23 protein-coding genes are annotated in these 23,407 nt (G+C 64.5%); 11 read left to right on the top strand and 12 right to left on the bottom strand.

All coding sequences use genetic code 11. The features are described 5' to 3' along the window. Window positions 1-107: 107 nt before the first annotated feature. A complete protein-coding gene (gene ppa / locus DTPSY_RS09865; protein WP_015913465.1) occupies window positions 108-638 on the top strand; it encodes an inorganic diphosphatase in 531 nt (176 codons plus the stop codon). A 215-nt stretch (window positions 639-853) separates the two neighbouring features. Continuing rightward, window positions 854-1,360: a chemotaxis protein CheW gene (locus tag DTPSY_RS09860; RefSeq protein ID WP_015913464.1), complete on the top strand. Its 507-nt coding sequence runs from the start codon at window positions 854-856 to the stop codon at window positions 1,358-1,360. Window positions 1,361-1,428: 68 nt separating this feature from the next. Here the strand turns inward: DTPSY_RS09860 and DTPSY_RS09855 are convergent, their stop codons facing one another. Beyond that, window positions 1,429-2,649, bottom strand: a complete 1,221-nt coding sequence (locus DTPSY_RS09855) for a GNAT family N-acetyltransferase (protein WP_041838849.1) — start codon at window positions 2,647-2,649, stop codon at window positions 1,429-1,431. A gap of 305 nt (window positions 2,650-2,954) precedes the next feature. Between DTPSY_RS09855 and DTPSY_RS09850 the strand changes: the two genes are divergently transcribed. Together DTPSY_RS09850 and DTPSY_RS09845 are read left to right on the top strand one after the other, a co-directional pair. Then, a complete protein-coding gene (locus tag DTPSY_RS09850; RefSeq protein WP_015913462.1) occupies window positions 2,955-4,619 on the top strand; it encodes an NAD+ synthase in 1,665 nt (554 codons plus the stop codon). 68 nt (window positions 4,620-4,687) lie between these two features. Continuing rightward, window positions 4,688-5,026, top strand: a complete 339-nt coding sequence (locus DTPSY_RS09845) for a P-II family nitrogen regulator (RefSeq protein ID WP_011805026.1) — start codon at window positions 4,688-4,690, stop codon at window positions 5,024-5,026. Between the two features lie 50 nt (window positions 5,027-5,076). Here DTPSY_RS09845 and DTPSY_RS09840 read toward each other — a convergent pair whose 3' ends face one another. The 6 genes from DTPSY_RS09840 to DTPSY_RS09815 all read right to left on the bottom strand — a co-directional run bounded on the left by DTPSY_RS09840 (window position 5,077) and on the right by DTPSY_RS09815 (window position 8,614). Further along, on the bottom strand, window positions 5,077-5,670 hold the full coding sequence (locus DTPSY_RS09840; RefSeq protein WP_011805027.1) for an LOG family protein: 594 nt from the start codon (window positions 5,668-5,670) through the stop codon (window positions 5,077-5,079). Beyond that, a complete protein-coding gene (locus DTPSY_RS09835; protein WP_011805028.1) occupies window positions 5,663-6,064 on the bottom strand; it encodes a diacylglycerol kinase in 402 nt (133 codons plus the stop codon). Before DTPSY_RS09835 ends, DTPSY_RS09840 begins: the two co-directional genes overlap by 8 nt. Window positions 6,065-6,160: 96 nt before the next feature. After that, a complete protein-coding gene (locus tag DTPSY_RS09830) occupies window positions 6,161-6,721 on the bottom strand; it encodes an RDD family protein (RefSeq protein WP_041838848.1) in 561 nt (186 codons plus the stop codon). 30 nt (window positions 6,722-6,751) lie between these two features. Further along, entirely contained in the window at window positions 6,752-7,576 is an 825-nt protein-coding gene (locus tag DTPSY_RS09825) for a DUF3106 domain-containing protein (RefSeq protein ID WP_041838847.1), read from the bottom strand. A gap of 13 nt (window positions 7,577-7,589) precedes the next feature. Then, entirely contained in the window at window positions 7,590-8,051 is a 462-nt protein-coding gene (locus DTPSY_RS09820; protein WP_011805031.1) for a DUF3619 family protein, read from the bottom strand. Then, window positions 8,048-8,614, bottom strand: coding sequence for an RNA polymerase sigma factor (locus DTPSY_RS09815; RefSeq protein WP_011805032.1), 567 nt, complete (start codon window positions 8,612-8,614; stop codon window positions 8,048-8,050). Before DTPSY_RS09815 ends, DTPSY_RS09820 begins: the two co-directional genes overlap by 4 nt. A 286-nt stretch (window positions 8,615-8,900) precedes the next feature. Between DTPSY_RS09815 and DTPSY_RS09810 the strand changes: the two genes are divergently transcribed. The 7 genes from DTPSY_RS09810 (at window position 8,901) to DTPSY_RS09780 (ending at window position 18,076) form a co-directional block, all read left to right on the top strand. Continuing rightward, a complete protein-coding gene (locus DTPSY_RS09810) occupies window positions 8,901-10,697 on the top strand; it encodes an acetolactate synthase 3 catalytic subunit (protein ID WP_015913459.1) in 1,797 nt (598 codons plus the stop codon). Window positions 10,698-10,837: 140 nt separating this feature from the next. Then, window positions 10,838-11,329, top strand: a complete 492-nt coding sequence (ilvN, locus tag DTPSY_RS09805) for an acetolactate synthase small subunit (RefSeq protein WP_011805034.1) — start codon at window positions 10,838-10,840, stop codon at window positions 11,327-11,329. Window positions 11,330-11,385: 56 nt separating this feature from the next. Beyond that, the gene (ilvC, locus tag DTPSY_RS09800) at window positions 11,386-12,402 is read left to right on the top strand and encodes a ketol-acid reductoisomerase (protein ID WP_011805035.1); all 1,017 of its coding nucleotides are present in this window, start codon (window positions 11,386-11,388) and stop codon (window positions 12,400-12,402) included. 174 nt (window positions 12,403-12,576) lie between these two features. Continuing rightward, window positions 12,577-13,410, top strand: coding sequence for a CDP-diacylglycerol--serine O-phosphatidyltransferase (pssA, locus tag DTPSY_RS09795; RefSeq protein WP_015913458.1), 834 nt, complete (start codon window positions 12,577-12,579; stop codon window positions 13,408-13,410). A gap of 221 nt (window positions 13,411-13,631) precedes the next feature. Next, window positions 13,632-15,305, top strand: a complete 1,674-nt coding sequence (leuA, locus tag DTPSY_RS09790; protein WP_015913457.1) for a 2-isopropylmalate synthase — start codon at window positions 13,632-13,634, stop codon at window positions 15,303-15,305. 35 nt (window positions 15,306-15,340) lie between these two features. Next, window positions 15,341-16,879 carry a 2-isopropylmalate synthase gene (locus DTPSY_RS09785; protein ID WP_015913456.1) on the top strand — a complete coding sequence of 513 codons (1,539 nt, stop codon included), beginning with the start codon at window positions 15,341-15,343 and terminating at the stop codon, window positions 16,877-16,879. Between the two features lie 114 nt (window positions 16,880-16,993). Next, on the top strand, window positions 16,994-18,076 hold the full coding sequence (locus DTPSY_RS09780) for a serine hydrolase (protein WP_015913455.1): 1,083 nt from the start codon (window positions 16,994-16,996) through the stop codon (window positions 18,074-18,076). A 67-nt stretch (window positions 18,077-18,143) separates the two neighbouring features. On the opposite strand, the gene DTPSY_RS09775 is transcribed toward DTPSY_RS09780, so the two are convergent. From DTPSY_RS09775 to DTPSY_RS09755, 5 genes are all read right to left on the bottom strand, one after another. Continuing rightward, on the bottom strand, window positions 18,144-18,956 hold the full coding sequence (locus tag DTPSY_RS09775; RefSeq protein WP_011805040.1) for an IclR family transcriptional regulator: 813 nt from the start codon (window positions 18,954-18,956) through the stop codon (window positions 18,144-18,146). A 235-nt stretch (window positions 18,957-19,191) separates the two neighbouring features. Further along, window positions 19,192-20,466 (bottom strand): acyl-CoA dehydrogenase family protein, encoded by a 1,275-nt coding sequence (locus DTPSY_RS09770; RefSeq protein WP_015913454.1) that lies wholly within the window; start codon window positions 20,464-20,466, stop codon window positions 19,192-19,194. A 31-nt stretch (window positions 20,467-20,497) separates the two neighbouring features. After that, the gene (locus DTPSY_RS09765) at window positions 20,498-21,583 is read right to left on the bottom strand and encodes a phosphotransferase (RefSeq protein ID WP_015913453.1); all 1,086 of its coding nucleotides are present in this window, start codon (window positions 21,581-21,583) and stop codon (window positions 20,498-20,500) included. 124 nt (window positions 21,584-21,707) lie between these two features. Beyond that, window positions 21,708-22,427 (bottom strand): Crp/Fnr family transcriptional regulator, encoded by a 720-nt coding sequence (locus tag DTPSY_RS09760; RefSeq protein ID WP_015913452.1) that lies wholly within the window; start codon window positions 22,425-22,427, stop codon window positions 21,708-21,710. 202 nt (window positions 22,428-22,629) lie between these two features. Then, on the bottom strand, window positions 22,630-23,397 hold the full coding sequence (locus DTPSY_RS09755) for an oxepin-CoA hydrolase, alternative type (RefSeq protein WP_015913451.1): 768 nt from the start codon (window positions 23,395-23,397) through the stop codon (window positions 22,630-22,632). Between the last annotated feature and the right edge of the window lie 10 nt (window positions 23,398-23,407).

Genomic DNA, 23,407 nt, shown 5'->3' with positions numbered 1-23,407 from the left:
CCCGGTGCAAGCAAGCTGCAAGGGGCGTGCGCCTAAAATCACGGGCCGCCTTGCGCACCGCCCCCGGGGCGAAGGCCGTGTCATTCCAACCACTCAACCCCCAAACCATGTCGCTGAACAACGTCAAGCCCGGCAAGAACATTCCCGAAACCTTCAATGTGGTGATCGAGATCCCGGCGGAATCCGATCCCATCAAGTACGAAGTGGACAAGGAGTCGGGTGCCGTCTTCGTGGACCGTTTCCTGACCACGGCCATGTACTACCCCTGCAACTACGGCTACGTGCCCCAGACCCTGTCGGGCGACGGCGACCCGGTGGACGTGCTGGTGATCACCCCGTACCCGCTGCACCCCGGCGTGGTGGTGCCCTGCCGCGCGCTGGGTATCCTGAAGATGGAAGACGAGGCCGGCGTGGACGGCAAGGTGCTGGCCGTGCCCACCACCAAGATCCTCAAGATGTACGAGCCCTGGAAGACCGTGGAGGATGTGAACCCCATGCGCCTGAAGGCCATCAGCCACTTCTTCGAGCACTACAAGGACTTGGAAGAAGGCAAGTGGGTCAAGGTGCTGGGCTGGGAAGGCATCGACGCCGCCCACAAGGAAATCCTGGACGGCGTGGAAAACTACAAGAAAGCCTGATGGTGGCGGGGTGCGGCCCGCATCGCGCCCACTCCCTCATCCAGCCCGCTGGCACATGCCCGCGGGCTTTTTTCTTGCAGGGATTTCGGCTTCTGGCAAAATTGTCAGCATAAGTAACCGATGACTGCTATGCTGCCAGGGCGTGCGCGACGCTGGTGTGGCCGGCGGTGCCCCGACCTGCGCGCAAGCGCGAGAACATTTCCATAGGAGTTGCCATGTCGTCTTCCATCGCCCAGCGTCCTTCGTACGGCAACGCCAACGCCAGCGGTGCCGCGGAATACCTGACCTTCCGCTTGGGTGAGGAGGAGTACGGCATCGACATCCTGCGCGTGCAGGAAATCCGCTCCTACGAGCAACCCACCCGCATGGCGCACGCGCCGGAGTTCATCAAGGGCGTGATCGATCTGCGCGGCGTGATCGTGCCGATCGTCGACCTGCGCCTGAAGCTGCACTGCGCCGGCGCCGACTACACCGACTTCACGGTGGTCATCATCCTCAACGTGGGTGGCACGGTGCTGGGCGCTGTGGTGGATGCCGTGGCCGACGTGGTGGCTTTGCCGGCCGATGCCATCAAGCCCGCACCGCAGTTCCAGGGGCAAGTGGATTCGTCCTTTGTGCGTGGCATCGCGACCGTGGGCGAGCGCATGCTGATCGTGGTGGACATCGAATCGCTGCTCAGCAGTTCTGAGATGGGATTGGTGCAGTCGGTCGCGACGGCCTGAGGGCCTTCTCGCTGTATCTCTGCCAAGCGCGCCCATGGGCGCGCTTTTTCATGGCCGCGTCCAGCCCGTCAGCCTGCCCGACGGAAGGGGTTGCGCGCGTGCAGATCCTCCAGGTAGTGCTCCACGCCTTCGCCTTCACGCGCCAGGAACCGGTCCACGGCTTCGGCAAACGCCGGGTGCGCCAGCCAGTGGGCGCTCTGCGCGCGCACGGGCAGGAGGGCGCGGGCCATCTTGTGTTCGCCCTGCGCACCGCCTTCGAAACGGTGCACACCCTGCGCGATGCACCACTCGATGGGCTGGTAGTAGCAGGCCTCGAAATGCAGGCAGTCCACCCGTTCTAGCGCACCCCAGTAGCGGCCATAGGCCACGGATTGCATGTCATTTGGGGTGTTTACGCAGTTGGGATAAGCGCCAACAGCTATCAAACTGGTAGCAATGGGGCGGCCCGCGCGCTCCGCCACGAAAAGCACCCAGGCCTCGGGCATGTGCTGCTGCATGGCGTGGAAGAAGGCCCGCGTCAGGTAGGGCGGATTGCCGTGCTCCAGGTAGGTGCGCTCGTAGCAGCGGTAGAAGAAGTCCCAGTCTGCTGTGGTGATCTGCGTGCCCCGCAGCACGCGAAAGCACACCCCCGCCTGGGCCACGCGCCGGCGCTCCTGGCGGATCTTCTTGCGCTTGTCCTGGTTCAGGGAGGCGAGGAAGTCCTCGAAATCCGCGAACCTTGCACCGTCCATGGGCCGCCGGTTGTGCCAGTGGAACTGCACGGTGCTGCGCAGCAGCATCCCCGCCTGGTGCGCTGCAGCCAGATCCTGCTGCGCGCCGAACAGCAGGTGCAGGGACGACAGCTCCGCCTGCTTCGCCCAGTCCAGCACGGCGCGCAGCAGGGCGTCCCGCGCGGCATCGTCGCAGGCCATCAGCCGGGTGCCGGGCACCGGCGTGAACGGCACGGCGGCCACGGCCTTGGGGTAGTACGCCAGCCCGTGGCGGGCGTAGGCATCGGCCCAGGCCCAATCGAACACGTACTCACCGTACGAGTGCGCCTTGGCGTACACGATGCAGGCTGCCTGCAGGTCCGTGCCCGCCCACAGGGTGAACACGACGGGCGTCCAGCCCCGGGCGGGCGTGGCGCTGCCGCTGTCTTCGAGCGCGCACAGGTAGGCATGGCGCAGGAAGGGCGTGGGGTGGGGCTGGAGCGCCAGCAGTGCGTCCCATGCATCGGCGCCCACGCGATGGATCGAGTCGTGCAGGTGCAATGCGTAAGCAGGCGTGCTGGCAGGGCAGGGTGTGGTCATGCAGTGGGCGGTGCCGCAATCAGGGCAGGGCGCATCATGTCCCCAAAGCCCGGACCGCGTGGCCGTGGGGATTTCTCCGCGGTAGCGCAGCCTGCTTAAAAATGAGGCGGTGCAGGGGCGGGCGTTACGAATCAACCACTTAAGCCGCATGTGCCCGCCTCGCCCGCAGCTTATCCACAGGCCTGTCCCTGGCCTGTGGGGACAAGCGCGCAGCCGGGGCGTGCCGCAGGGGCAAGGCGCGGCTCGGGGCGGCGCCAGGGCCCGGGTGACATAATCGTCCGAGACCAACCCGCCCCGCTATTCCCATGCCGTTCGTCATCAGCATCGCCCAACTCAACTTCGTGGTGGGCGACGTGCCGGGCAATGCCCAGAAGATTCTTGCGGCCGCGCGCGATGCCCATGCTGCCGGCGCCCGGCTGCTCCTCACGCCCGAACTGGCACTGTGCGGCTACGCGGCCGAGGATCTGTACCTGCGGCCAGCCTTCGTGCAGGCGTGCGAGCAGGCACTGGAAGGGTTGGCGGCCGCTACGGCGGATTGGCCGGGGCTGACGGTGGTCGTGGGGCACCCGCGGCGCGTGGCGCACGGGGTGGGCGAGGGGGGGCGCGGCCTGTGCCACAACGCGGCCAGCGTGCTGCGCGCGGGGCGTATCGAGCACACCTACGCCAAGCAGTACCTGCCCAACTACGAAGTCTTCGACGAACGCCGCTATTTCGTCCCCGGGGATGAGAACTGCGTGTTCGAGGTCGATGGCGTGCGCATGGGCCTGCTGATCTGCGAGGACGCGTGGTACCCCGGGCCGGCGCGCAGCGCGCGGGAGGCGGGCGCGCAGGTGCTGGTCACGCTCAATGCGTCGCCCTACCACCTGGGCAAGGCTGTCGAGCGCGAACAGGTGATGCGCGAGCGCGTGCTGGAAACCGGCCTGCCCCTGGTCTATGCGCACTTGGTCGGCGGGCAGGACGAGGTGGTTTTCGAGGGCCGATCCTTCGCGCTGAATGCCGATGGCAGCGTGGCGGCCCGTGCGCCAGGATTTGAAGAAAAAACGCTGCTGATCAAGGTGCAGCAAGCGCAGGCAGCTATTGTTTTGGAAGCGCCGGTGGCGCCGCACGAGGGCTGGGAGGCGGAGCTGTGGTCCGCCCTGGTGCTGGGCGTGCGCGACTACGTGGGCAAGAACGGCTTCCCCGGCGTGCTGCTGGGCCTGTCGGGGGGCATGGACTCGGCGCTGGTGCTGGCCATTGCCGTGGACGCGCTGGGCGCCGACAAGGTGCGCACAGTGATGATGCCCTCGCCCTACACGGCCGACATCAGCTGGATCGATGCCCGCGACATGGCCGGGCGGCTGGGGGTGCGCTATGACGAAATCGCCATCGCCCCGCAGTTCGAGGCTTTCAAGACTGCGCTGGCGCCGCAGTTCGCCAGCCTGCCCGAGGACACGACGGAAGAGAATCTGCAAGCGCGCATCCGCGGCATGCTGCTGATGGCGCTGTCGAACAAGTTCGGCAGCCTGGTGCTGACCACGGGCAACAAGAGCGAGCTGGCCACGGGCTACTGCACGCTTTACGGCGACATGGCCGGCGGCTTTGCCGTGATCAAGGACGTGGTCAAGACGCGCGTGTTCGCCCTGGCCCGCTGGCGCAACGCCAATGACCCGTATGGCACCGGCGCGAATCCCATTCCCGAGCGCATCATCACCCGTCCGCCCAGTGCCGAACTGCGTCCCGACCAGAAAGACCAGGACAGTCTGCCGCCCTATGAGGTACTGGACGCCATCGTCGAGCGCTACATGGAAAATGACGAGCCTCTGGAAGACATCGTGCGCGCCGGCTTTGAACGTGCGGATGTCGAACGCGTGACCCGGCTCATCAAGCTCAACGAATACAAGCGCCGCCAGGCGCCTGTGGGCGTGCGCGTCACGCGCCGCAGCTTCGGCAAGGACTGGCGCTACCCCATCACCAACCGATTCAGGGCCTGAGCCCCCTGTGGCGGCCGCTGGGTCGCCGTGCCGTGCCCGCCGCTTTTTAGATATTTGAGGAGTTCCCCATGCAAATGATCACCGCCGTCATCAAGCCCTTCAAACTGGAGGAAGTCCGCGAGGCCTTGGCCGAATGTGGTGTGACGGGGCTGACGGTGACCGAGGTGAAGGGCTTCGGCCGGCAAAAGGGCCACACCGAGCTGTACCGTGGTGCCGAGTACGTGGTGGACTTCCTGCCCAAGGTCAAGATCGAGGTGGTGGTGCGCACCGAAGACGTGGACCGCTGCGTGGACGCGATCGTAGGCGCGGCGCGCACCGGCAAGATCGGTGACGGCAAGATTTTCGTCACCGCCGTGGAGCGCGTGGTGCGCATCCGCACCGGCGACCTGGACGACGCCGCGGTGTAACGAACGGCACGTCTGCCAATCCCGCGCACGCCAGCGCGGTGGGACAGCCGTCAGATCACGCTGCGCAGGGGGATGGCGCTGGCATTCGCGCCTGCGTCCTGTACCAGCGCGGTGAGCAGGGCATCGGGCTCCGTACCCACGCGGATCAGGCCCATCTGCCATTCCCCCATGAGCCCGCCATGTACCGCATGCTGCAGGAAGCCCAGCATGCCGCCGTAGTAGCCGTCGGTGTCCAACAGGCCGATAGGCTTGTCGTGGTAGCCCAGCTGGCGCCAGGTCCAGACTTCGAACAGCTCTTCCAGTGTGCCGATGCCGCCCGGCAGGGCGACGAAGGCATCGCTGCGCTCGGCCATCATGGCCTTGCGCTCGTGCATGGTCTGCACGATGTGCAGCTCATCGCAGAAGTGGTTGGCCAGTTCCTTGTCCACGAGAGCCTGCGGAATGATGCCCACGACCCGGCCGCCTGCCACGCGCGTGGCCTCCGCCACCGTGCCCATGAGGCCGCTGCGGCCGCCGCCGTAGACCAACTGGCCGCCGTGGCGGCCTATCCAGTGGCCCACGGCCGTGGCCGCTTCTGTGAACAAGGGGTTGTTGCCCGGGCGAGAGCCCAGGTACACGCAGATCGAAAAAGCGACATCAGCCATGTAGGAACCTTTGGTAGAGCGCGGCCGCCCACACGGCTGCGCACAGCAGCAGGCTGAGCAGCACCGCTGCGCTGCCCAAGTCCTTGGCGCGCTTGGACAGCGGATGCAGTTCATGCCCGACGCGATCGATGGCGGCCTCGATGCCGGAGTTGAGCAACTCGGTGATCAGCACCAACACCACCACCGCCGCCAGTACAGCAGTCTGCATCCAGTCCCGCCCGACGTAAAAGGACGAGGGCAGCAGCAGGGCTGCCAGGCACACCTCCTGGCGAAACGCCTTTTCTTCCCATCCTGCCCGCAGGCCTGTCAGGGAGTAGCCCGTGGCATGCCACAGCCGGCGCAAGCCGGTGCGTTGCTTGTGGGGGTGTGGTGCGGAGGATGTGGGATCAGGCATTCGGACGGTGATTGTCGCGCTATGGGAAGGCGAACTGCAGGGGTTGTGCGCATAGCTTGCGCGTCAGATGCACGCGTGCGTGGCCCAGTCGGCCCCTCAACCATTGCGGCGGGGCGGCACTTCGTAATGCACCAGGCGGGTACCGGCGAGTGCGTCGTGCCAGAACTGGCGTTGCGGGTGAAATCGGCTGAGCAGGGCCCATACCGCGACCCAGCCCGCCACGATGACGGTGGCTTCGCCCGCGGACAGTTGAAAGGGTGCGATCACCGCCAATGGGGGCAGGAACCACAGCCAGCACAACAAGTAGCGCAGCAGCGCCCGTGGTTGCGAGAGGGAGCGCCCCTGCCGGTCTTCCACCCGGATGTGCCAGGTCTTCATGGCAAGCGTGTGCCCCTGGGACCAGAACCAGACGAAGTAGATGCCGAACACCACGAACAGAAAGGCCTGCAGCGCGTGGCGGTTGTCCAGCCCATGCCGTGTCTGTGTCAGGGTGCCGAATAGGTAGCCCGCGATGAACACCACCCCGAACATCAACATGCCCTCATACAACCAGCAGGCCATGCGGCGCCGCAGCGGAGGGGCGATCGCGCGGGATGCCGCTGGGGCGGCAGCATCGGAAGGGTGGGGGGGCTGCGGATTGGCGCGCGAGGCAGTCATGCGGGACGGCGAACGGAGGTCATGCGCCGATCATTGCGGCGGATGCAGGGGGGTCAGGTCCACTGGCGGTTCCGGAGTGGGTTCGGGAGCCGAGGCGGGCGCAAGGGGGGGGAGCGGCGCAGGCAGTGCGGACGGGATCGTGACCGGCGATGTTTCCACGACCACGGGGGGCGGCACCGGCAGGGCCTGGGGCGAATGGAACTCCGCTGGCGGCTGGATTTTCGGAGGGTTGGGGACGGCCGGCGGCGCATTGGTGGCTGCAGGGACGCGGGCCAGTTTCTTGGGGGAAACCGGGCGTACCGTGGTGGCTGCGCCGGTCGGCCGCGGCGCCGCCTTGGCCGCCAGGCGCTTCTTCTCTTCCGCACTCAGCGCCTGGTATGCCTCCCATCGGGCACGCCGGCTGTCGGCCGGGAGCCTGCTGGCGGCGGCATAGTTCAGTCGCGCCTGGCTGCGCTGCTGGGTGCTGAGGCTGGCCCAATCGGTAATGCGTGCGAGCATCTTCGCCTGCTCGTCCTCAGAGAGTGCGTGAAAGCCCGCCGCTAGGTTGAGCCAGTTGCGCTTTTGCCCTTCGCTGAGCACGCTCCAGCGGTCTGCAAGGGGGTAGAGCGCTTCTTTCTGAGGAGTGCTCAGTTCTGTCCAGCGGGGGCCGGCCTCGGCTTGCGGAGCCTGCCGGGGCTCGCTGTAGATTTTGTGCCTGCCATCTCCCAGCGCCTCGGCCGGGACAGGGGTACTGGGCGCCACCCGCACATAGGCAGCCATCCACCACCCTGTCGTCGCCAGCGCACCCAGCAAGACAAAAGCCAGCAAGAATGCTGGCAGGTGGGGGCGTGGGGCGTGCGGGGACGGCTCGTGCATGCAGGCAGTGATCTTATTGCGTCGTATTGGCTGTCTTGAGGTATTGCAGGAAGCCGGGGTCAGCATAGGCCGACGGGGGAAGATCGTCGGTCAGAAGCGCAGCGTCGACTTCGGCGATTTCGGTGGCCACCGTCTCGTCCTGCGCCATGTTGATGAAGACCAGCCCCACCACCAGCGCCGTCAGCGGCACGGCGGATACCAGGGCGCGCCACCAGTTGCCACCTTCGCTGCCCCAGCCGCTGAGCGTGGCGGTGGAGCCTTGCGAAGACACGTGCGTGGCCGCGGCTGTCTGACGGGCAGACTGTACGGCGGGGCGCTTGCGCTGCGCCAACGCCTGCATGCGTGCGGCGCGCAGGCGCTCGGTGATGTCGTAGGGAAGGCTGGCATTGCCTTCGCTCAGGCGCGCCGTAAGGCGGCGGGCGAACGCATCCGCGGCCTGGGTGATTTCCGGCGGGTATTCTGGAGGGCGGTTCATAGCACGATTCCTTTGGCCTTCAGTGCCTTGCTGAGGGTTTGGATGGCCCGAAAGCAGTGTGTCTTGACGCTGCCTTCGGAGCAACCCATGGCGGCTGCGGTTTCTGCGACATCCATTTCTTCCCAGTAACGCATCAAAAATGCCTCCCGTTGACGTGGGGGCAGTTCTTGGATCTCGGCATCGATATCGCGCAGTACCTGTGCGCGACGCACGGAATCCTCCGCACTCTGTGCCATTTCGCCATTGGCAGCGGCGTGTACCTCGAGAAAATCAAAATCTGAACCATCGTCCGACGGGCCCTCGAAGTCGCTCAGGCTGGAAAAAAGCGCATTGCGCGTCTTCTGTCGCCGGAACCAATCCAGCATGCAGTTGGTGAGGATGCGCTGGAAGAGCATGGGTAGCTCGGCCGGCGGTTTGTCGCCATAGTGCTCGGCCAGCTTGAGCATGCTGTCCTGAACGATGTCCAACGCGGCCTCCTCATTGCGCACATGGTAAAGCGTGCGCTTGAAAGCACGCTTGTCCACGCTTTTGAGGAAGTCGGAGAGCTCTTGTTCAGTAGCCAAAGGCAAAAACCCAAGGAGGGCGAAAGCGGAGTGCGCGCGCAGGTGCGTGCAGCAAGCTGCGAAAGACGGATTATCGCATTGCCGCGTATTTTTTATGCCATGCTGCGCCAACTGCATGTGTGCAGTGCAATAATGTGTACTGCAATTCAAAAAGGCAAACGGGTCCCGGTCCGGCGCAACACTCCTGGCGCCCATGGCCGAGGCCTCAAGTCCCAAGTCGGCTTCACAAGAGTTCGTACAAGGGGCACCCAAGGTTTTTCGTTAGAGAAATTCGCAAAGGTTGATCATGGAAATCTCCAAGGCCGAACTCACGTCGGCGGCTGCGGCCTCTCGCGGCGGCAACTCCTCATCCTCTCCCGGCGCCCAGGACCTCATGGGGTCCGAGATCCTCGTCAAGGCTCTGCAGGCCGAGAACGTCCAGTACATCTGGGGCTACCCCGGCGGCGCCGTGCTGTACATTTACGACGCGCTGTACAAGCAGGACACCATTCAGCACGTGCTGGTGCGCCACGAACAGGCGGCGGTGCACGCGGCCGACGGTTATGCCCGCGCGACGGGCGAGGTCGGGGTGGCGCTGGTGACTTCCGGCCCCGGATTGACGAATGCCGTGACGGGCATCGCCACGGCGTATATGGATTCGATCCCCATGGTGATCATCTCCGGCCAGGTGCCCACGCCCGCGATCGGGCTGGATGCCTTCCAGGAGTGCGACACCGTGGGCATCACGCGTCCCATCGTCAAGCACAACTTCCTGGTCAAAGATGTGCGCGACCTGGCGGTGACGCTCAAAAAAGCCTTCCATATCGCGCGCACCGGCCGCCCCGGCCCCGTGGTGGTGGATATCCCGAAGGATGTGTCGTTCAAGAAGACGGCTTTCCATGGTTATCCGCAGAGCGTGGAAATGCGCTCTTACAACCCCGTCAAGAAGGGGCATGGCGGTCAGATCCGCAAGGCGCTGCAACTGCTGCTGGCCGCGAAACGACCTTATATCTACACCGGCGGCGGCGTGCTGCTGGGCAATGCGGTGCCCGAGCTGCGCACGCTGGTCGACATGCTGGGCTATCCGGTCACCCACACGCTGATGGGTCTGGGTGCCTACCCGGCCACCGACCGCAAATTCCTGGGCATGCTGGGCATGCACGGCACGATCGAGGCCAACAATGCCATGCAGAACTGCGACGTGCTGCTGGCCGTGGGTGCGCGCTTTGATGACCGCGTGATCGGCAATCCCAAGCATTTCGCGCAGAACGAGCGCAAGATCATCCATATCGACATCGACCCGTCGAGCATTTCCAAGCGCGTGAAGGTGGACATTCCGATTGTGGGCGATGTCAAGGACGTGCTGACCGAGCTGATCTCTATGATCCGCGAGACCACGACACGCCCCGACGCTGGTGCGCTGTCGGCGTGGTGGGAGCAGATCGAGAACTGGCGCGGCCGCGACTGCCTGAAGTACGACCGCGGGAACACCGAGGTGATCAAGCCGCAGTACGTGATCGAGACGCTGTGGAATATGACCCGCGATGCGGACGCCTACGTCACCTCCGATGTGGGGCAGCATCAGATGTGGGCCGCCCAGTTTTACAAATTCGACGAGCCGCGCCGCTGGATCAACTCCGGCGGCCTGGGCACCATGGGCGTGGGCATTCCCTATGCCATGGGCATCAAGCTGGCCAAGCCCGAGTCTGAGGTGTTCTGCGTGACGGGCGAAGGCTCGGTGCAGATGAACATCCAGGAGCTCTCCACCTGCCTGCAGTACAACACCCCTATCAAGGTGCTGTCGCTCAACAACCGCTACTTGGGCATGGTGCGCCAGTGGCAAGAAATTGAATACTCGGGCCGCTACAGCCACAGCTACATGGATGCGCTGCCCAACTTCGTGAAGCTGGCCGAGGCCTATGGCCACGTGGGCATGCTCATCGAGCGCCCGCAGGACGTGGAGCCGGCGCTGCGCGAAGCGCGCAAGCTCAAGGACCGCACGGTGTTCCTGGACTTCCGGACCGACCCCACCGAGAACGTGTTCCCGATGGTGCAGGCTGGCAAGGGCATCACCGAGATGCTGCTGGGGTCGGAAGACCTTTAAGCATCAAAAAGGCCTGTAACGCTTGCCTGGCAAGCGCTGGTAGCTATTTATTTAATAGCGTTTTCTGACGAATCTATTGTCTGCCAAGCCTGGCGCTTACCGGCGCCAGGGGAGGGCAGCGAGAAGAGGAAGCTCATCCCATGAAACACATCATCGCCGTCCTGCTGGAGAACGAACCGGGTGCGCTGTCGCGCGTCGTTGGCCTGTTTTCCGCGCGGGGCTACAACATCGAATCGCTGACCGTGGCGCCCACCGAGGACGCGTCCCTGTCGCGCATGACCATCCAGACCCATGGATCGGAAGACGTGATCGAGCAGATCACCAAGCACCTGAACCGCCTCATCGAGGTGGTCAAGGTGGTTGACCTGACCGAAGGCGCCTACACCGAGCGCGAACTCATGATGGTGAAGGTGCGCGCCGTGGGCAAGGAGCGCGAAGAGATGAAGCGCATGGCCGACATCTTTCGCGGACGCATCATCGACGTGACCGAAAAGAGCTACACGATCGAGCTGACCGGCGACCAGTCCAAGAACGACGCTTTCCTGCAGGCTATCGACCGTACCGCCATTTTGGAGACGGTGCGTACGGGCGCCAGCGGCATCGGCCGTGGTGAACGCATCCTGCGTGTGTAAGTACGACAATCCCCCGTTTTCCTTTCCCCCTGAACAGAATCCCAACCGGAGCGACCATGAAAGTTTTCTACGACAAAGACTGTGATCTGAGCCTCATCAAGGGCAAGACCGTGGCCATCATCGGCTATGGCAGCCAAGGCCACGCCCATGCCCAAAACCTCAACGACAGCGGCGTGAAGGTCGTGGTCGGCCTGCGCAAGGGCGGCGCTTCGTGGGACAAGGTCGGCAAGGCCGGCCTGACGGTCAAGGAAGTGAACGACGCCGTGAAGGAAGCCGACGTCGTCATGATCCTGCTGCCCGACGAGCAGATCGCCGAGGTCTACAAGAACAACGTCGAGCCCCACATCAAGCAGGGCGCCTCGCTGGCCTTCGCCCACGGCTTCAACGTGCACTACAACCAGGTCGTGCCCCGCGCCGATCTGGACGTGTGGATGGTGGCGCCCAAGGCCCCCGGCCACACCGTGCGCAACACCTACACCCAGGGCGGCGGCGTGCCCCACCTGGTGGCCGTGCACCAGGACAAGTCCGGCAAGGCGCGTGACCTGGCGCTGTCCTACGCCATGGCCAATGGCGGCGGCAAGGCCGGTATCATCGAGACCAACTTCAAGGAAGAGACCGAGACCGACCTGTTCGGCGAGCAGGCCGTGCTGTGCGGTGGCGCTGTCGAGCTGATCAAGATGGGCTACGAAACGCTGGTGGAAGCCGGCTACGCCCCCGAGATGGCCTACTTCGAGTGCCTGCACGAGCTCAAGCTCATCGTGGACCTGATCTACGAAGGCGGCATCGCCAACATGAACTACTCGATCTCGAACAACGCCGAGTTCGGCGAGTACGTGACCGGCCCCGAAGTGATCAACGAGCAGTCGCGCGCCGCCATGCGCAATGCCTTGAAGCGCATCCAGAACGGCGACTACGCCAAGATGTTCATCCAGGAAGGCCGCCTGAACTACCCGAGCATGACGGCCCGCCGCCGCAACACCGCCGACCACAGCATCGAAGTGGTGGGTGCCCAGCTGCGTGCGATGATGCCCTGGATCGCCAAGAACAAGCTGGTGGACCAGACGCGCAACTGATGCGCGAGCGCGGCCGGGCCGCGCTGGCGTCTTTCCCCAAGGCCACCCTGGTGGCCTTTTTTGCGTGCGGGCAGCGGCTACACTGCGTCCTTTTCCGCACGCGTGTGCGGAACAAAAATACTATTGATTTAATAGCTGTTGGCGCTTGCTGTATGGGCGCTGGAGGTCGATTGAATGCATGATGGCAACGACGCCGCCGAAAACACGGGCGTGATGGTGCGCAAGCGCCGCAAGGGCATCTACATCCTGCCCAACCTGTTCACGCTGGCAGCGTTGTTTGGCGGGTTCTACGCCATTGTCATGGCCATGAATGGCCGCTTCGACTATGCGGCGGTGGGGGTGTTCTGCGCCATGGTGCTGGACAGCCTGGATGGCCGCGTGGCGCGCATGACCAACACGCAAAGCGCGTTCGGCGAGCAGATGGACTCGCTGTCGGACATGGTGTCCTTCGGCGTGGCGCCTGCACTGATCGCCTACGAGTGGGCCCTCAGCGGCCTGGGGCGCTGGGGCTGGATCGCGGCCTTCGTCTACTGTTCATGCGCTGCCCTGCGGCTGGCGCGCTTCAACGTCAACACCGGCACCGTGGACAAGCGCTGGTTCCAGGGGCTTCCATCTCCGGCCGCGGCGGCGCTGGTGACGGGCTTCATCTGGCTGCTGTCCGACTCGGGTGTGCAGCGCGGGCAGGACGGCCTGCTGACCTGGAGCCAGCTCACCTGGGTGATGTTCGGGCTGACGCTGTACGCCGGGCTCACCATGGTGACCAATGCGCCGTTCTATAGCTTCAAGGACCTGCACCTCAAGCGCAGCGTCCCCTTCACGGCCATCGTGCTCATCGTGCTGGGGATCGCCATCATCAACATCCATGCGCCCACGGTGCTGTTCAGCATCTTCGTGGCTTATGGATTGAGCGGCTACGGCGTGTATGCATGGCGGCGCGCCAAGGGGTATCGGGCCAGCGTGATCAGCACCTCCAAGGACGAGCCCGAGGAGCGCGGGTTGCACGAGTAGCCCTGCGTGTCGCCGTGGGTTTTTTGTGCTAGAGTCGTTCGCATGCATTTCCTGTCGCTAGCACTACTACTGAACTTGTCCCTCGGGCAGGCATAGTAGCGCGCGCGTACACACCTACTTCCCACGGCCCGTGAGCACCAGCGACGGGCCGTTTTTGTTTTTCCGGGGTCGCTGGAGCACAGGTCAGACACCTACCTTGTTCCACGAAAGAGAGAATTCCGATGCTGCAGAACCCCGCCGCCAAATACCGTCCCTTTGCCCCCGTGCGCCTGACGGACCGCACCTGGCCCGACGCGGTGATCGACCGCGCGCCCATCTGGTGCAGTGTGGACCTGCGCGACGGCAACCAGGCGTTGATCGAGCCCATGGACATCGCGCGCAAGATGCGCATGTTCGAGCAACTGGTGAAGATCGGATTCAAGGAGATCGAGGTGGGCTTCCCGTCGGCCTCCCAGGTCGAGTTCGACTTCGTGCGCAAGCTCATCGAGGAAGACCGCATTCCTGACGACGTGACCATTCAGGTGTTGACCCAGGCGCGTGACCATCTGATCCGTCGCACGTTTGAGGCACTGGAAGGCGCGCCCCGCGCCATCGTCCACCTCTACAACGCGACCGCGCCTGTGATGCGCCGCGTGGTGCTGGACATGAGCGAGGAGGAAATCGTGGAACTGGCGCGTGGCAACGCGCAGATGTTCAAGGACATTGCTGCCCAGTACCCCCTTACCGACTGGACGTTCCAGTATTCGCCTGAGATGTACTCGGACACCGAACTGGAGTTTTCCAAGCGTGTGATCGATGCGGTGACCGACGTGTGGCAGCCGACACCCCAGAAGAAGTGCATCATCAATCTGCCGACCACGGTGGAGCATTCCACGCCGAACATCTTCGCGGACATGGTCGAGTGGACGCACCGCCACATCCAGCGTCGGGACTGCGTGGTGCTGTCGGTGCACCCGCACAACGACCGCGGCACCGGCACGGCAACGGCGGAGCTGGCCTTGATGGCGGGCGCCGACCGCCTGGAGGGCTGCCTCTTCGGCAACGGCGAACGTACGGGTAACCTGGACGTGGTGAACGTGGCTCTCAACATGTACACGCAAGGCGTGCATCCGGGGCTGGACTTTTCGGACATCGACGGCATCCGCAGCACCGTGGAGTATTGCAACCAGTTACCCGTGCACCCGCGCCATCCGTACGTGGGCGATCTGGTCTATACCTCTTTCTCCGGCTCCCATCAGGACGCCATCAAGAAAGCATTTGCCGCCCGGCGCGAGGGCGACATCTGGGAGATGCCCTACCTGCCGATCGATCCCAAGGATCTGGGGCGCAGTTATGAAGCCATCATTCGCGTCAACAGCCAGTCCGGCAAGGGCGGCATCGCGTATCTGCTGGAGAGTGAATACGGCGTGCAACTGCCGCGGCGCTTGCAGATCGAGTTCAGCCAGGCAGTGCAGCGCGAAATGGACGCCAGCGGCAAGGAGCTCACGGCCGCCGATCTGTGGAGTTTGTTCGAGCGCGAATACCGTCTGGACGAGGCAGCAACGCCGGTATACCGTATGGAAGGCGAAAACGGCACGGTTGCATTGCGCGGACAACTGCCCTGGCAAGGCCAGACGCTGCAGATTGAAGGTGAAGGCACAGGCCCGATCGACGCTTTCGTGCAGGCCGTGGCCGCTGCGCTGGACTGCGATGTGCGCGTGCTGGACTACAACGAACATGCCATCAGCGAGGGCGCCCACGCCAAGGCCGTGGCCTATGTCGAGATGCGCATCGATGATCGCCACACCGTATATGGGGTGGGCATGGATGCCAATATCGTGTCCGCCTCGATCCGTGCCATTCTTTCGGGGCTGCAGCGTGCTCCGCAAATACAAGCCCAGGTGATGGTTGCCTGATTCCCTATCCCCACAACGACCTCAAGAGACGATCCATGACCGACAAGCTCATCATTTTCGACACCACCTTGCGCGACGGCGAGCAGTCGCCGGGAGCTTCCATGACGCGCGATGAAAAGCTGCGCATTGCCCGTCAACTGGAGCGGCTGCGTGTGGATGTGATCGAGGCGGGTTTTGCCGCCAGTTCCAACGGCGACTTCGAATCGGTGCAGGCCATTGCGCGCGCAGTGAAGGACTCCACGGTCTGCTCGCTGGCACGTGCCAACGACCGGGACATCGCACGTGCTGCCGAGGCGCTCAAAGAGGCAAACCGCGCGCGCATCCACACATTCATCGCCACCAGCGCGCTGCACATGGAAAAGAAGCTGCGCATGACGCCCGAGCAGGTGCTGGAGCAAGCCAGGCAGGCGGTGCGTTTTGCACGCAACCTGGTGGAGGACATCGAATTCAGCCCCGAGGATGGCTACCGCAGCGATCCGGACTTCCTGTGCCGCGTGATCGAGACGGTGATCGCGGAGGGCGCCACCACCATCAACGTGCCCGACACCGTGGGTTACGCCATTCCCGAGCTGTACGGCAACTTCATCAAGAACCTTCGCGAGCGCATTCCCAACAGTGACAAGGCCATCTGGTCCGTGCACTGCCACAACGATCTGGGCATGGCGGTCGCCAACTCGCTGGCGGGTGTGAAGATCGGCGGGGCACGCCAGGTGGAGTGCACCATCAACGGCCTGGGAGAGCGTGCGGGCAACTGTTCGCTGGAGGAGGTGGTGATGGCCGTGAAGACGCGGCGCGACTACTTCGGCCTGGACGTCGGCATCGATACCCAGCACATCGTGGCCGCCAGCCGCATGGTCAGCCAGACCACCGGCTTTGTAGTGCAGCCCAACAAGGCCGTGGTGGGCGCCAATGCGTTCGCCCATGCCTCGGGCATCCACCAGGACGGCGTGCTCAAGGCGCGCGACACGTACGAGATCATGCGCGCCGAGGACGTGGGCTGGAGCGCCAACAAGATCGTGCTGGGCAAACTCAGCGGCCGCAATGCGTTCAAGCAACGTCTGCAGGAACTGGGCGTCCAGTTGGAGAGCGAAGGCGAAATCAACGTGGCGTTTGCCAAATTCAAGGAACTCGCCGACCGCAAGAGCGAGATCTTTGACGAGGACATCCTGGCACTCGTGAGCGACGAAAGCGTGACCAGCGAGAAGGAGCAGTTCGGCTTCGTGTCCCTGGCGCAGCACAGCGAGACGGGCGAACGGCCCGAGGCGACCATCGTGTTCACCGTGGACGGCAAGGAAGTCCGCAGCTCCGCGGAGGGTAATGGCCCGGTCGATGCCTCGATGAAGGCCATCGAGGCGCATGTGCGCAGCGGTGCCGAGATGGTGCTGTACTCGGTGAACGCCATCAGTGGCTCCACCGAAAGCCAGGGCGAAGTCACCGTGCGGTTGCAGAGCGCCGGCCGGGTGGTGAATGGCGTAGGGGCCGACCCCGACATCGTGGTGGCATCGGCCAAAGCCTACCTCAGTGCCCTGAATAAATTACAAAGTAAAGCTGAGCGCGTGGCAGCACAGGGCTGATACCGCGTCCTATAATTCAGGCACTTTCTAAAAGAGTCGCGCAAGGTATTGATCTTGCGCGACTTTTTTTGATTTTGTACACTGCCACACAGTTTTTGCTGCTTGGAGCATTTGATGCATATGCGCGCTCGCATCGTCTCCCGTATCTCTCAGGGATTGGCCCTTCTGGTGATGGGTATCGCATTGACCTCGCCCGGCGTGCATGCGGCCGAACGCAAGAAGGCGGTGGCAAAAAAAGCCGCGTCCACCGCGGTTGCCAAACGCACCCCCGCCAAATCGTCGGCCAAGGCGCCCCGCCGGACCGTGGCTGTGAAGGCGGCGCGCGCGTCTGCGGTGAGTGCCCGTGCGCCCGTGCGCGTAGCGGCAGAGCCCGCGCGCCTCTCATTCGGGCAGTTGGCAGGGCTGCACGACGTGAGCGATCCGCTGGACCTGAAGTCGAGCGTGGCACTGGTGATCGATCAGGACACGAAGGAAGTTCTCCTCAGCAAGAATGACCATGCCGTGCTGCCCATCGCTTCGTTGACCAAGCTGATGACCGGCTTGCTCGTTTCCGAGGCGCACTTGCCCATGGACGAGCTCATCACGATCACGCAGGACGACGTGGATACGGAAAAGGGCAGCGGCTCACGGCTTGCCGTGGGAACGACACTCTCGCGCGGTGAACTGCTGCACCTGGCCCTCATGTCCAGTGAGAACCGCGCCGCCCATGCGCTGGGACGCACGTTCCCGGGCGGGCTGGATACGTTCGTGGCACGCATGAATGCCAAGGCGAAGCTGCTGGGCATGGCGGATACGCGCTTTGTCGAGCCCACTGGCCTGTCCAGCCGCAACCAGTCCAGCGCGCACGACCTGGCGACGCTCGTGAATGTGGCGCATGGTGATGCGTTGCTGCGTGAACTCTCCACGTCTCCAAGCCACGAGGTCGCCATTGGCCGGCGCACCCTGCAGTACAACAACACCAACCGGCTGGTGAAGAGCCCTTCGTGGGATATCGGCCTGCAGAAGACTGGCTACATCTCGGAAGCGGGGCGCTGCCTGGTGATGCAGGCCGAGGTGGCGGGCCGCAAGCTGATCATGGTGTTCCTCGATTCGGCAGGAAAGTTCAGCCGTCTGGGCGACGCAGAGCGCGTGCGCTCCTGGGTCGAGAAGACCCACCCCAGCGCCGGCGCCATCCTGCACGCAGGAACCAACGGTTAGCCGCGGTTGCGGCCACGGGTCGCATGCGTCTTGCGACCCACCCGCCGGACGGCCGGCGTCAGGCCGTTCAGGTCTTGAGCGGGCCGTCCAGGGCCGTGCGCTGCCCCGCCGTATAACCCAGCGCCTGGGAGATTTCATCGGCGGTGGACTGGAGCTTGGGCAGCCATCCGTCATCCAGTCGATCGGCGGGCGCTGAAATTGACAGGCCTGCCACGAGCTGGCCCTGGTCGTCAAAGACCCCCGCCGCGATGCAGCGCACCCCGAGTTCCAACTCCTCGTTGTCCCGCGCAATGCCGTATTGGCGCGCCTTGCCCAGTTCACGTTCCAGGATGGGCAACTGGGTGATGCTGTTGCGCGTGTGCCCTGGCAGGCCGGTACGCGTGGCGTACGCGCGCACGCGTTGCGGATCGTCGGCCGCAAGGAAGAGCTTGCCCGTAGAGGTGAGGTGCAGCGGGGCGTGGCCGCCAATGGCGCGCACCACCTGCATGCCCGAACGCTCGCTGTAGGCGCGTTCCACGTACACGATCTCGTCCCCCTGGCGCACGCTGAGGTTCACCGGTTGCTGGATCTGCTTGTGCAATTGCCGCATGGGTGCCATCGCGGCGTCGCGCACGCTCAGGCGCCCCTTCACCAGATTGCCCAGCTCCAGCAGGCGCATGCCCAGGCGGTAGCTGCCCGACTCAGGACGGTCCACGAAACGGCCGATGGTCAGGTCATTGAGGATGCGGTGGGTGGTGGACGGATGCAGGCCCGTCTTCTCGCTGATCTCCTTCAGCGAGATGGCTTCCTCGCGCGAAGCGAGTACGTCAATCAACTGGAACATGCGCTCCAGCACCTGGACACTGGGTTTGGCGGGCGCGTCCGGCGAGTGTTTCTTCATGAGGCAGGGCAGAACCAAGGAACCGGTGATTTTATCTTGTGAAATGCCGCGCTGCTTCTACGCACTGGCTGTCCGGCCGGTCCGTGCCTTCCTCAGTGCGGCGCCAGGCCTCGTGCAGGGAACTGCCGCAGCGAAGACTTGAACGCAGGCTGATAAAAACTTGCGGCCTAGCCACCCCAATGGGTAGGCCAGGCCGGGACCGGATCTTCAACTGCGGAGCAAGGTCCCGCTGCGCTCAAGCGCCGCGGGTGACCGGTTGCGCCGCACCACGCCCGTAGGTGCCGTATTTGCCCAGTTCCCATTTGGCAATGGCGTTGCGGTGCACCTCATCCGGGCCGTCGGCGAAGCGCAGGGTGCGCGCGTTGGCATAGGCGTAGGCCAGCGGGAAATCGTCGCTCACGCCGCCGCCGCCATGCACCTGCATGGCCCAGTCGATCACCTGGCAGGCCATGCTGGGGGCGACGACCTTGATCATGGCGATCTCGGTCTTGGCGACCTTGTTGCCCACGGTGTCCATCATCCAGGCGGCCTTGAGCGTGAGCAGGCGCGCCATGTCGATCTTGCAGCGGGCTTCGGCAATGCGTTCCTGGGTCACGCTCTGTTGTGCCAGCGTCTTGCCGAAGGCCACCCGGCTGCTGGCGCGGCGGCACATCAGTTCCAGCGCGCGCTCGGCCTGGCCGATCAGGCGCATGCAGTGGTGGATGCGCCCGGGGCCCAGGCGTCCCTGGGCGATCTCGAACCCACGGCCTTCGCCCAGCAGGATGTTGTCCACCGGTACGCGCACGTTCTCGAAGAGGACTTCGGCGTGGCCGTGCGGCGCATCGTCATAACCGAACACGTTGAGTGCACGCACCACCGTGATGCCTGGCGTATCGGCTGGCACGACGATCATGCTTTGTTGCGAGTGCTTGGGCGCCTCGGGGTCGGTCTTGCCCATGGTGATGAACACCTTGCAGCGCGGGTCGTTGGCGCCGCTGGTCCACCACTTGCGCCCATTGATCACGTAATGGTCGCCCTGGCGCTCGATGCGCGTTTCGATGTTGGTGGCGTCGCTGGAGGCGACATCGGGTTCGGTCATGGCAAAGGCCGAGCGCATGCGCCCTTCCAGCAGCGGCTTGAGCCACTGGGCCTTGATGGCCTCGGACCCATAACGCGCGATGGTCTCCATGTTGCCCGTGTCGGGGGCCGAGCAGTTGAACACCTCGCTGGACCACAGCACGCGGCCCATGATCTCCGCCAGCGGCGCGTACTCGGCGTTGGTCAACCCGGCGCCTTCGTAGCCCGATGCTTGGGCGGTGTCCACCGGCAGGAACAGGTTCCACAGCCCCGCGGCCTGCGCCTTGGGTTTCAGGTTTTCGATGGTTTGCAGTGGTGTCCAGCGCCTGCCTGCGGCCGTGTTGGCCGCCATCTCCTCGGCATAGGCCTTCTCGGCGGGGTAGATGTGGTCGTCCATGAACTGGATCAGGCGCGCCTGCAGTTCCTTGGTCTTGGGCGAGTAATCGAAGTCCATGGGGTGCTTTCTCGTCAGTGGGGAAGGGGGATCAACTCTTTTGCGCGAAGGACCAGGCCAGCTGCGCCATGGGCTGTGCGGTGGCGCCAGCGGCCTTGGCCTGTGCGCTGGCGGCCGTGCCGGCCTCCACGCGCTTGGCAATGCCTTGCAGGATGGCGGCGATGCGGAACATGTTGTAGGCCAGGTAGAAGTTCCAGTCCCGGTGCAGCGCATCCACGTCGGTGATGCCGGTGCGTTCGCAGTAGCGCTGGATGTAGTCGCGCTCGCACGGGATGCCCAGCGCCGCCAGGTCCAGCCCGCCGATACCCCGGCTCAGCGATGCGGGGATGTGCCAGCTCATGCAGTGGTAGGCAAAGTCCGCGAGCGGATGGCCCAGGGTGGACAGCTCCCAGTCCAGCACCGCGATCACACGTGGCTCGGTGGGGTGAAACACGAGGTTGTCCAGCCGATAGTCGCCATGCACGATGGACACGCGGGTTGCGTCGCGCGCGCTGTCGGGCATGTGCGCGGGCAGCCATTGCATCAGCGCGTCCATCTCGGCGATGGGCTGGGTGACCGAGGCGGTGTACTGCTTGCTCCAGCGCGAGATCTGGCGTTCGAAGTAATTGCCCGGCTTGCCGTAGTCCGCCAGGCCGCGCGCCGTGAAGTCCACCCGGTGCAGGGCGGCGATCACGCGGTTCATCTCGTCGTAGATCGCCGCGCGTTCGGCCGGCTGCATGCCAGGCAGCGACTGGTCCCACAGCACGCGGCCTTGCATGAACTCCATCAAATAAAACGCGCGCCCGATGACGGACTCGTCCTCGCACAGCGCAATCATGCGCGGCACGGGCACGTCGGTGCCGGCGAGCCCGCGCATGACCGCGTATTCGCGCTCGATGGCGTGTGCCGACGGCAGCAGCTTGGCCACCGGGCCGGGCTTGGCGCGCATCACATAGCTGCGCGTGGGGGTCACGAGCTTGTAGGTGGGGTTGGACTGGCCGCCTTTGAACATCTCCACCGACAGCGGTCCGGCAAACCCTTCCACATGCTGCGACAGCCAGGCAGTAAGCGCGTTGGTGTCGAAGGCATGCTGCTCGGAGACGGGGCGTGTGCCGATGAAGTGCTCGAAGTTGCTCATGGGGATGGAGGGTTCTTTCAAAAAAGTGAGCTGCTTGCGCTTGTCAGCTATGGAATTCAAAGGCTTTTCACATGGAAACCGTTGCGGGACAAGCGCTGGAAGCTATGGTTTTTGTAAACCTGGCTCATTGGTTGGCTTCGGAGATGCGCATCAGCGCATCCCGGTCGCGTATCACGAGGCCGCCGGGCTCGATGCGGATGGCGTCCTCGCGCTCCATGGCCTTCAGCTCCTGATTCACGCGCTGGCGCGACGCGCCCAGCAACTGCGCCAGTTCTTCCTGGGCCAGTTGCAGGCTGATGCGCACTTCGTTGCCGTCGGACAGGCTGGGCACGCCATAGCTGCGCACCAGGTGCAGCAACTGCTTGGCCAGCCGCGAGCGCAGGGGCAGGGTGTTGAGGTCTTCCACCAGCCCGAACAGCTGCCGGATGCGCCGCGCATGCAGCCGCAGCATGGCCTCGTACAGTTCCGAGTGCTGTGCAAGGATCTTCTTGAAGTCGGCCCGCGCCACGCACAGGATGGTGGTGTCGCCATGGGCGTAGGCATCGTGCGTGCGCCCGTCCCCGTCGAAGATCGCCACGTCGCCGAACCAGATGCCCGGCTCCACGTAGGTCAGCGTGATCTGCTTGCCGGAGATCGAGGTGGAGCTCACGCGCACGGCGCCGCGTGCGCAGGCAATCCATTCCTCGGGCGGGTCGCCGCGTGCTGCGATGAGTGCGCCATCCTTGAAGCGTTTGACGTAGGAGCATCGCAGTATGTCGTGGCGCAAAGAAGGGGAGAGGGAAGAAAACCAGCGACCTGAGTTGATCGCCTCGCGTTCATCGATGGTAAGAATCGGATCGTCCATGGTCTGTCGTTTGCGTGACTGGGTTGCAGTCCATTGTCGCGTGAGGGACCGGGGCGCGGGGAGCGGGCTGTCACATGGGCGTCCGCGGGCGCGCGCGTGCTGGCGCCGCTGCCGCGGAGCCAGCAATGCCATGGATGGGTTTGAATGAGACAAGCCGCCGGCGCTTGACCGTCAAGCGCTAGCAGCTATAAAAATAGTAGCTTTAAGCGCGTGGGTCGGCAGAAGCCGCCCGGGTTTCGCCCGCCAGGGCATGCTGGAGGTTGCGCACGAAGTGGCTGCGCTCCAGCGCGAGCTGTTCGGTGAAGCTGTGGTGCCGCGCCTCGCCCACCAGTTCCTTGATGCTCGCCAGCGCATGGGGCGGGCCATCGTTCAGGCGCTGGGCCAGCGCCAGCGCCTCATGCAGGGCGCGCCCGGGATCGGCCAGCCGGTTGACCATGCCCAGGGACTGCAGTCGTGCGGCGTCGATGCGGTCGCCGCACATCAGGATCTCATGCGCCAGCGCGCGGGGCAGCATTTGCGCCAGGCTCCAGCTGGCGCCGCCATCGGGCGACAGGCCCGCGTGGACATGGTTCATGGCAAACACCGCGTTGCGCGCGGCCACCATCAGGTCGCATGCCAGCGCGAGTGAAAACCCCGCACCCTTGGCTTCACCCTCCACGGCGGCGATCACGGGCTTGGGATGGGTGCGTATCGCCTCTATCCAGTGGTGCAGCAGATCCAGGCCATGCACCTGCGCTGGCGCGCTCTGATGCCGCAACGCCTGCAGCCGCTGGGGGCTGTTGCCGGCGCTGAACAGGCCGTCCGCGCCCGTGATGACCACGCAGCGCACATCGGGATTGCGCTCCGCCACGTTCAGGGCTTCGATGCCCGCCGCGCAGATGGCCGGCTCCAGGGCATTGCGCAGCTCGGGGTGGCGAAGGGTCAGGACCAGGGTCTGGCCCTGGCTGGTGCTTTGCAGTTCGGCGGGCATGGCGGCGCGG

It is taken from the genome of [Acidovorax] ebreus TPSY (assembly GCF_000022305.1).
GTDB classification, from domain to species: domain Bacteria; phylum Pseudomonadota; class Gammaproteobacteria; order Burkholderiales; family Burkholderiaceae_C; genus Diaphorobacter; species Diaphorobacter nitroreducens.
This window is presented reverse-complemented; position numbering and strand designations above follow the sequence as displayed.